This is a genomic window from Roseibium sp., from assembly GCF_050301095.1.
In the GTDB taxonomy this organism is placed as follows: Bacteria; Pseudomonadota; Alphaproteobacteria; order Rhizobiales; family Stappiaceae; genus Roseibium.
The window spans coordinates 1-8671 of sequence record NZ_JBNKYW010000049.1; the positions used below are offsets into that span (position 1 = coordinate 1).

Below are 8671 nucleotides of genomic sequence, written 5' to 3' on the forward strand. Positions count from 1 at the left end.
CCGGCGCTTTCGCAGACGGCGGCGATGACAAGTGCAAGCGTGAGGTTGATGACCCGAGCCCCGACCGCAGGACCGACATTATTGGCCACATCGTTGGCGCCGATGTTGAGCGCCATATAACCGCCGATCACGCTGGCCGACACCAGAATGAGCGTAGCGGAAACATCCGTCGAGAAAACCTGCGTGGCTGCAGTTGCAGCGCAAAACGCCAGAAATATGATCGCGAGACCCGGACCGGTCAGCCTTCGCCCCATGGCTTCGGCCGCATCCCCGACAAACCCGATCCGGTCGAGATCCTTGTCCAGGGTCCTGCGTTTCAAGTCCTTTTGCGTCAGCACGCGCACTGTCTCTTTCAGATCGCCGGAACCAGGGCACGCCCTGCCGCAGTCACGGGAAAATGCAGGATGAATGTTCCACGAGTGTTGAACATCTTTCGCCGGCAAAATAAACAGCGATGGTACCGGTCTTCTTCCGGATTCACAGGATTTCGGAAGCGTGCCGGCGCAGGAAACGTTTCAAAGCAGGCTCGTCGACCTTCTCGATGGCCTTGGACACCGGCAGCCAGAGGCGTTTTCGTTGCCCCGTTTCGGGAAAACTCTTCAGCTGCTTTTCGAACCGGACCTTGAAGACGAGGACCTTGGTGCGAATTTTCAATCCGTTCGAAATGCCTTTGTAGGACCGGAAACTTCCGATCGGACGGGGATCGGCCGTGCCGAGCACACCGGCCTCTTCGTAGGCTTCGATCAACGCGGTCTCCGACGCAGGCTTGTCCCTTTCCGGCCAACCCTTTGGCAAAATAAACCGACCGGTGTCGCGAGTGGAAACCAGAAGGATTTCCGGTTCCTGTTCTCCGGGTCGGATACACAGCGCCGCGATTTGCAGCCGGGCCGGTTTGACGAACAAACCACCCAATCCCTGCAACCACGAAAAATCCGGCGCTGCCGATGTCCTTGCGAATCCCATTTCTATACCGAAACCTACCAACTGAGGTGGCGTATATAGTGAGTTCCGTAGCGTCCGTCCAGACAAAAGTGCACTTTGTGCGCAATCACGGGGTAGTGACCTGAATTCTTCAATGAAATCAATCTGCCCTGATCTTCACATGGTCCGCTGTCCAGGCACCCGGCCAAACTTCCGCTTTTCCCGACTTCAACTCCCGCAACTGACCAAGTGGAACGGACGCGATCAGGAAGGGTTCTTCGCCATTTTCACCACCTGTTGGCGGCACCTGCGCACCAACGCCCGTGTACCCGAACTCCTCCTCGCAAGGCAGATAGAGCGCAGCCCCGGAGTAGTTCGTGTCGTTCTGGGTCGTTCCTTTCGATCTGCCCACCACGCCGCAAACACCGACGGCGCACATCATTTCCACCGCCCGCGCCTTGGCGCAACCAAAGACGCGGTGATAACCGGATGGCTTCTCCGTCATGGAGGGCACCAGAAGAAGGTCCAGATCCTGTTTCGCCAAAAGACTGCTGAGCGCCGGCATTTCGACATCAAGACAGATCAGTATGGCCGTTTTCAATCCGTCGAGTTCAAATGTCTTCAACTCGTTGCCGGGCGTCAGATGCCAGGTGTCGGGACTTTGTTCAAATGGCGTCAGACAAAGCTTGTCCTGGCGGATTTCCCGTCCGTCCGCCGTCAACAGGACCGCCGTGTTGGTGATGCCCTGAGCCGTCTTGACGGGCATCGAGCCGGCCAGCAACGAGACCCCGTATTTGCCAGGCAGGGACCGGAGCATAGGGATGAGGTCTGTTCCCACGTCGGCAAGAAACGACATTTCCTCTTCCGGAGGCAGCCCGTCAGGTTTGAAGGCAAGGCAGCATTCGATCAGATATTCCGGCAACACAAGCAGCCGGGCACCCTCAGCCGACGCCCGTTTGAGCCCTTCCTCGATCTGACCCGCAAAAGCCTCGGCAGAATCAGGAGCCCGGCCAAGATTGAAAGACCAAAGAGCGATAGGATAGTCAGACATGGCGCCCCGCACGTGGATTTCGGAAGCGCCAGTCATAAAGGGGATGTTCAAGCCGGATCAAGCCCGGCCTTCGATCTGCCCTGTTCAGTCCAGAAACAAGCCGGCAAAAGCTGCGAGGACAACCAGAAAACCGGTCGCCAGGACCGTTATTCTCGGCTCTTGCGGCAAGGCCTTGAGCTTGGGTGAATTTCGGACTTCGCGGATCCCTTTCAGCGCCCTTTCGGTGCGCAGCTCGATCTCGGCGAAATAGGGCGAAAGCTCATTCTGAGCGCGCATGCCAGTTCCTCACGATTCCTTCGTCCGGAAAAAGGTATGGGCAGAGCGTTAGAGTATGGTTAACAACCGATTACCACAACACTCAGAGACTGGCGAAAAGCCGGCGAATATGATCAAGTCGCGGGCCTGTTCAGCCGATTGGAGCCCCTCGCATGGTCGATGCCGATACTCTCGCGACCTATGTCATGATCGTTCTGGTATTCGTGTTCATTCCCGGTCCTGCCACGCTTCTGACCGTTGCCAGGGCAACCAGTTCAGGCGCAAAAGCAGGCATTGCAACGGGTGTCGGGATCGCTGCCGGCGATATTATTCACACGCTTCTGGCCGTTCTTGGCCTTTCCGCGATCATAGCGACCTCCGCACTGCTCTTCTCCGTGATCAAGTATCTGGGCGCGGCCTACCTGATTTATCTCGGCATCAGGACGCTGACTGGTGGCGGACTTCCGGCCGGGCAAATAAAAACCGCGCGCGTCAGCCCTTCGACCGCCTTCCGGCAGGCCATCTACTCGGAACTGCTCAATCCCAAGACCGGCCTGTTCTACCTGTCGTTCCTGCCCCAGTTCGTCCATGCGGAAAATGGCACCGTCTTCCTTCAACTCATCGAACTCGGACTGGTCTTTGTTTTGCTAGGGCTGTTCAGCACGATCATCTTCGCGCTGAGCGCGGGTGTGCTCGGAAGCTATCTGCGTCGGAACCCGACCGTGGTCAAATGGCAGAACAAGGTGGTCGGCGTCATCCTGTGTTCGCTCGGCGTCCGGCTGGCGCTTCAGGAACAGTAAGTCAAAGTCTGACCTTCTGCGGATCGGCGACATCCAGAATGCGCAGCTGGACCTTCGGCGTTCCCTGCCAGGTATCGATTGACAGCGTCCCGGCAACGTGGAGCGCCTTGCCGCGTCCTTCCAGCAGCATCCTGCCGTACGGCTTGTCCTCGGCCTTGAAGCAGATGCCCTTGAGCGTACTGCCGTCACCTGCGGCCAGCGTGGCGCGGACATGGCCCTTGCCGACCACATCGGCGAAGGAAATCCTGTGCGCGGGAAAGGCGAACACCGGTTCTGAATGCCCCGCCCCGTAAGGACCGGCTTTTTCCAGAAGCTCCATCAGATCCAGGGTTGCACCGGTTGCCGTCAGGGCGGCGTCCACCTTCAACTCCCTGTGAGCGGTCGCAGCCTCGACCTCTTCCTTCAGTACCTCGTTGAAGAAGCTTTCCAGCTCCGCAGCCTTTTCCCGCCGGACCGTCAGACCGGCTGCCATGGCATGGCCACCGCCCTTTTCCAGCAAACCGTCTTCCACCGCCTGCCGGACGGCCTTGCCGAGATCGACGCCGGATATCGACCGGCCGGACCCCGTCCCCTTACCGGTTTCATCGTAGGAAATGGCAAAGGCGGGACGGCGGTAGGTTTCCTTCAGCCGCGAGGCGATCAGGCCGACGATCCCCGGATGCCAATCGTCGGAACCCGTCAGAAGAACAGCCGGTTCTCGCGCTTCAACGGCCAGAGCGGCTTCGGCATCGGCCTGTTCGAGCATGACCGCTTCCATTGCTTGCCGCTCGGTGTTCAGCTGGTCGAGGCGCTCGGCAATTGCCCGTGCTTCGTGAGGATCCTCTGTCGTCAGCAGCCTTGCACCCAGGGCGGCGTCACCAATCCGCCCGCCCGCATTGATCCGTGGGCCGATCAGAAAACCGAGATGATAGGGTGCCGGCTTGCCGCTGACACGAGCCGTATCGGAGAGCGCCGTCAGACCGTAATTCCGCCGCTGATGCATGACGGCAAGGCCGCGCGTGACATAGGCCCGATTCAGGCCCTTCAGAGGCACAACATCGCAAACGGTGCCGAGCGCGACGAGATCCAGCAGAGCCATCAAGTCCGGCTGCCGCCCACCTTCAAAGACGCCTCTCCGGCGCAGCTCCCTGTTCAGTCCCACCAGGAACAGGAAGGTCACACCGACGGCGGCAAGATGGCCCTGCCCCGACAGATCGTCCTGGCGGTTGGGATTGACCAGGGCATGCACCCCGGGCAACGTTTCCCCAACCTGGTGGTGATCGATCACCACGACATCGAGATCGAGTTTACGGGCTGTTTCGAAGGCCTCGAAAGAGGTGCTGCCGCAATCCAGCGTCACAAGCAGTTCGGCGCCACCCTGGCGCAGGTTTTCAATGGCCGGGCCGTTGGGCCCGTAGCCTTCGATGATCCGGTCGGGGATGTGGATGACGGGATCCAGTCCAAGCCACTGAAGATACTTGGCGAAGATGGCCGATGACGTCGCGCCATCAACGTCATAGTCGCCGAAGATGGCGATCTTCTTGTGTGCCTGGACGGCGTCGGCAACCCGGGTGACCGCCGCGTCCATGTCCACCAGAAGGGACGGATCCGGCATCAGGGTCTTGAGGGACGGTTCCAGAAATTCCGGAGCCTGGTCGGGGACCACGCCCCGCGCCGCCATCACGCGGGCCAGCACATCCGGCAAGCCGTGCATCTGGGAAATGGCCATGGCCGCGCGCGCTTCAGACGCGCTCAAGCGCTCGCGCCAGGCATTGTCGTTCGCTGACCGGGCGACGCCGAGAACCAGCCGCCTGTCGTCTTCCCCAGATGTTCCGAGCATTCGGTACCGTCTCAGTCGAGATGGAACTTTTCAAGATCCGTGTGCTGGGCCTTGATGTAACGGACGGTCCCGGTCGACGAGCGCATGACCACGGTATGGGTGGTGATATGGTTGCGGCCGAAGCGGACACCTTGCAGGAAATTGCCATCCGTGACACCGGTGGCCGCAAACAACACGTCCGGTCCAGCCATTTCTTCAAGGGTGTATTTCTTCTTGATGTCCTCGATACCCATGCGGTGAGCCCGTTCGACTTGCTCCTCGCGGGTAATCACCAGACGGGACTGCATCTGGCCGCCGATGCAGCGCAGAGCCGCCGCCGCCAGAACACCTTCCGGTGCGCCGCCGATACCGGCGTAGAGGTCGATACCGGTTTCATCCGGATCGGTGGTGTGAATAACGCCGGCAACGTCACCATCGCCGATCAGGCGGATGGCGGCACCGGTTGCACGAATGTCCTCGATCAGGCGGGCGTGGCGCGGCCGATCCAGGACACAAGCGGTGATTTCATGGATTTCGACACCCTTGGCCTTTGCGACGGCAGCAAGGTTCTCCGCAATCGGTGCATCGAGATCGATCAGTCCTTGCGGGTAGCCTGGCCCGATGGCGATCTTGTCCATGTAGCTGTCGGGTGCATTGAGGAGATCGCCTTCCGGCGCCAGTGCGATCACTGCAAGGGAATTCGGCAGGTTCTTGGCGCAGATGGTCGTCCCTTCAAGCGGATCGAGCGCGATGTCAACTTTCGGGCCCTGCTTGGTGCCGACATTCTCTCCGATATAGAGCATCGGGGCTTCGTCACGCTCGCCCTCGCCAATCACCACCGTACCGTCGATCGGCAGACGGTTGAGTTCCCGCCGCATCGCGTCCACCGCAGCCTGATCCGCCGCCATTTCATCGCCGTGGCCCCGCAGCCGCGCAGCCGACACGGCCGCCCTCTCGCTGACGCGCGCCAGCTCGAGTGTCAGAATGCGGTCCAGTCCGCTCGACGGCTGATTTTCGCTATTGGACATCAACATCTCCAGTCTCCCTCCCCGCAAGTCGCCCCGCGCGGAACTCCCTTATTCAATTCAGTTTCTCAATCCGGATCATCTGCGGCTTCTCGGCCACCACGCCCTTCGACATGACCGCTTCCAGAGCCTCCTTGATCGCGACCTCAGTGGTCTCATACGTGATCAGGATGACAGGCTGAGGCGCGTCGGCGTTGAACCTCGCGGGCCCGTCTTCACCCGCATGCCGTTTTTGAACGATCGATTCCAGCGAGATGCCCGCGTCGCCCATGCAGTGGGCGATCTCGGCGAAAGCCCCCGGCCGGTCGTAGACGGACAGGCGGATGTAGTAACCGCCCTCGTGAAGGCGCATGCGTGCGCGCTGGTAGTCTTTCAGATCAACGGCCGGCATGCCGAGCACGGGCGTTTCGTCGCCGCGTGCGATATCCGCGATATCGGCAACAACTGCGGAAGCCGTCGCGTCGCCGCCGGCACCGGGTCCCGCCAGAACGATTTCACCCACAAAGTCGCCGTCGACGGCAACCGCGTTCAGAACGCCGTCGATGCGGGCAATGGCCGAGGACTTCGGCACCATGGTGGGGTGAACCCGCTGCTCGATGCCGGTATCGGTGCGCTGCGCGACACCCAGCAACTTGATCCGGAAGCCGAGTTCGTCGGCAGCCTGGATGTCATCCGTCGTGATGGAAGTGATGCCTTCCATGAAGATGTCATCCGCCGAAATCTTGGTACCGAAGGCAAGGCTGGTCAGGATTGCAAGTTTGTGGGCAGTGTCATTGCCTTCGATGTCGAAGGTGGGATCGGCTTCGGCATAGCCAAGGCGCTGCGCATCCGCGAGGCAGTCCTCAAAGCTGATGCCATCGGCTTCCATACGCGTCAGTATGTAGTTGCAGGTGCCGTTCAGAATTCCGTAGACGCGGCTGATATCGTTGCCGGACATGGATTCCCGCAAGGTCTTGACAATCGGGATACCACCGGCAACCGCGGCCTCGTAGTTGAGGCAGGCCTTGTTGGCTTCCGCGATTCCGGCAAGGTCGACACCGTGCTTCGCCAGCAGCGCCTTGTTGGCGGTCACGACGTGAACGCCCCGTGCCAACGCAGCCCGGACACTGTCTTCCGCCGCGCCATTGTCGCCGCCGATCAGTTCCACGAAGATATCGATATCGGCCTTTTCGGCCATTTCGACCGGGTCCGTGAACCATTCGAAAGCGGACACATCGAAACCGCGATCCTTGTTGGGATCCCGCGCGCTGACCGCTGTCACCGCCACCGCGCGCCCGGATTTGCGGGCGATCTGTTCGCCATGTTTTGCCAGGAGCCGGGCAACGGACGCGCCGACAGTGCCAAGGCCAGCGACGCCTACTTTCAGTGCTTCTGCCATTCGGAAATCAATCCAGTTCTATTCAGCCAGAGGTCTCGAGCGGGATGACGTTGTGCAGCTTTTGATCCGCAGTTTCAAGAAAGCGGCGGATATTTCTTGCCGCCTGACGCAGCCTTTGTTCGTTTTCCACCAGTCCGATGCGGACATATTCATCGCCATGCTCGCCAAAACCGATCCCCGGCGCGACCGCAACCTCTGCACGCTCCAGGAGGAGCTTGGAATATTCCAGGCTGCCGAGGGAGCGGAACTTTTCCGGAATCGGGGCCCAGCAGAACATGCTCGCCTCCGGTGCCGGAATGTCCCAGCCGGCCCGGCCGAAACTGTCCACGACGACATCCCGGCGCTTCTTGTAGATGGCGCGGGTCTCGTTGATACAGTCTTCCGGACCGTTCAATGCAGCCGCCGCAGCTACCTGGATGGGCGTGAAGGCGCCATAGTCGAGATAGGATTTGACGCGCGAGAGCGCAGCGATCAGCCGTTCGTTACCGACGGCGAAACCCATCCGCCAGCCGGGCATGGAGAAGGTCTTGGAGAGCGAAGTGAACTCCACCGTCACATCCATGGCGCCGGGCACCTGAAGAACCGACGGCGGCGGCGTATCGCCGAAATAAATCTCCGAGTAGGCCAGGTCCGACAGGATGAAGACATTGTGCTTGCGCGCAAAGGCGACCACGTCCTTGTAGAAGTCTAGATCCGCACAATAGGCGGTCGGATTGGCCGGGTAACACAGGATAATGGCGATGGGCTTGGGCACGGAATGAATAACCGCGCGCTCGAGCGCATCGAAGAAGGCCGTTCCCGGCTCTGCCGGAATGTTCCGGATCGAAGCCCCGGCCATCAGAAAACCGAAGGTGTGGATCGGATAGCTAGGGTTCGGACTCAAAATGACGTCCCCGGGCGCGGAAATCGCCTGAGCCATATTGGCGAAGCCTTCCTTCGACCCCAGAGTGGCGATCACCTGGGTGTCCGGATCCAGTTTCACGCCGAAGCGACGGCCATAGTAGGCAGCCTGAGCCTTGCGCAGGCCCGGTATGCCCTTGGAGGCCGAATAGCGGTGCGTGCGCGGGTCCTGCACAACTTCCGTCAGCTTATCGACGATGTGCTTGGGTGTCGGCAGGTCAGGATTGCCCATGCCGAGATCGATAATGTCCGCGCCCGCCGCGCGTGCCTTCGCCTTGAGCCTGTTCACCTGTTCAAAGACATACGGCGGCAGCCGTTTGATCTTATGGAATTCCTCCATGGCGCGGATCCTTGCGAATTGACAGTACCGATCGCGCCCTGCAACCGTGGTAGGCGCGGGCGCGGCGGGGCTCTTTTAGCAGCCCCGGAAAAAATGCGCACCCGTCTTTACGCGACTAGCTATCTAATTTTTGAGCGAAAGTTAGAACGGCTTTCCAGAAGCAGGCCAACCACTGTTCGCGGCGCCAAGTATCCGTGTTCACA

8 protein-coding genes and 1 pseudogene are annotated in these 8671 nt (G+C 60.3%); 1 reads left to right on the plus strand and 8 read right to left on the minus strand.

Annotated features, from left to right (window positions below):
* The 4 genes and pseudogenes from ACQY7U_RS04140 to ACQY7U_RS04155 all read right to left on the minus strand — a co-directional run.
* Positions 1–338 (minus strand): annotated as a pseudogene (locus ACQY7U_RS04140) (inorganic phosphate transporter); the annotation flags it as partial.
* 139 nt (positions 339–477) lie between these two features.
* On the minus strand, positions 478–963 hold the full coding sequence (locus ACQY7U_RS04145) for an NUDIX hydrolase (protein WP_428642276.1): 486 nt from the start codon (positions 961–963) through the stop codon (positions 478–480).
* 118 nt (positions 964–1081) lie between these two features.
* Positions 1082–1972 carry a nitrilase-related carbon-nitrogen hydrolase gene (locus ACQY7U_RS04150; RefSeq protein WP_428642278.1) on the minus strand — a complete coding sequence of 297 codons (891 nt, stop codon included), beginning with the start codon at positions 1970–1972 and terminating at the stop codon, positions 1082–1084.
* An 84-nt stretch (positions 1973–2056) separates the two neighbouring features.
* Positions 2057–2248, minus strand: a complete 192-nt coding sequence (locus tag ACQY7U_RS04155; RefSeq protein ID WP_428642280.1) for a hypothetical protein — start codon at positions 2246–2248, stop codon at positions 2057–2059.
* Positions 2249–2400: 152 nt separating this feature from the next.
* Between ACQY7U_RS04155 and ACQY7U_RS04160 the strand changes: the two genes are divergently transcribed.
* Positions 2401–3027 (plus strand): LysE family translocator, encoded by a 627-nt coding sequence (locus ACQY7U_RS04160; RefSeq protein ID WP_428642281.1) that lies wholly within the window; start codon positions 2401–2403, stop codon positions 3025–3027.
* 1 nt (position 3028) lies between these two features.
* Here ACQY7U_RS04160 and recJ read toward each other — a convergent pair whose 3' ends face one another.
* The 4 genes from recJ to ACQY7U_RS04180 are packed head-to-tail and all read right to left on the minus strand — an operon-like array spanning position 3029 to position 8468.
* Positions 3029–4846 (minus strand): single-stranded-DNA-specific exonuclease RecJ, encoded by a 1818-nt coding sequence (gene recJ / locus ACQY7U_RS04165; protein WP_428642283.1) that lies wholly within the window; start codon positions 4844–4846, stop codon positions 3029–3031.
* A gap of 11 nt (positions 4847–4857) precedes the next feature.
* Positions 4858–5853 (minus strand): class II fructose-bisphosphatase, encoded by a 996-nt coding sequence (glpX, locus tag ACQY7U_RS04170; RefSeq protein ID WP_428642285.1) that lies wholly within the window; start codon positions 5851–5853, stop codon positions 4858–4860.
* A 52-nt stretch (positions 5854–5905) separates the two neighbouring features.
* Complete coding sequence (locus ACQY7U_RS04175; RefSeq protein ID WP_428642287.1) at positions 5906–7228, minus strand: homoserine dehydrogenase; 1323 nt, start codon at positions 7226–7228, stop codon at positions 5906–5908.
* A gap of 22 nt (positions 7229–7250) precedes the next feature.
* On the minus strand, positions 7251–8468 hold the full coding sequence (locus ACQY7U_RS04180) for an LL-diaminopimelate aminotransferase (protein WP_428642289.1): 1218 nt from the start codon (positions 8466–8468) through the stop codon (positions 7251–7253).
* Between the last annotated feature and the right edge of the window lie 203 nt (positions 8469–8671).

Bases quoted from the DNA above. Each gene is read 5' to 3' on its own strand.
- ACQY7U_RS04145 (WP_428642276.1), bottom strand. From the start codon at position 963: ATGGGATTCGCAAGGACATCGGCAGCGCCGGATTTTTCGTGGTTGCAG.
- ACQY7U_RS04175 (WP_428642287.1), bottom strand. From the start codon at position 7,228: ATGGCAGAAGCACTGAAAGTAGGCGTCGCTGGCCTTGGCACTGTCGGC.
- ACQY7U_RS04150 (WP_428642278.1), bottom strand. From the start codon at position 1,972: ATGTCTGACTATCCTATCGCTCTTTGGTCTTTCAATCTTGGCCGGGCT.
- ACQY7U_RS04155 (WP_428642280.1), bottom strand. From the start codon at position 2,248: ATGCGCGCTCAGAATGAGCTTTCGCCCTATTTCGCCGAGATCGAGCTG.
- recJ (WP_428642283.1), bottom strand. From the start codon at position 4,846: ATGCTCGGAACATCTGGGGAAGACGACAGGCGGCTGGTTCTCGGCGTC.
- glpX (WP_428642285.1), bottom strand. From the start codon at position 5,853: ATGTCCAATAGCGAAAATCAGCCGTCGAGCGGACTGGACCGCATTCTG.
- ACQY7U_RS04180 (WP_428642289.1), bottom strand. From the start codon at position 8,468: ATGGAGGAATTCCATAAGATCAAACGGCTGCCGCCGTATGTCTTTGAA.
- ACQY7U_RS04160 (WP_428642281.1), top strand. From the start codon at position 2,401: ATGGTCGATGCCGATACTCTCGCGACCTATGTCATGATCGTTCTGGTA.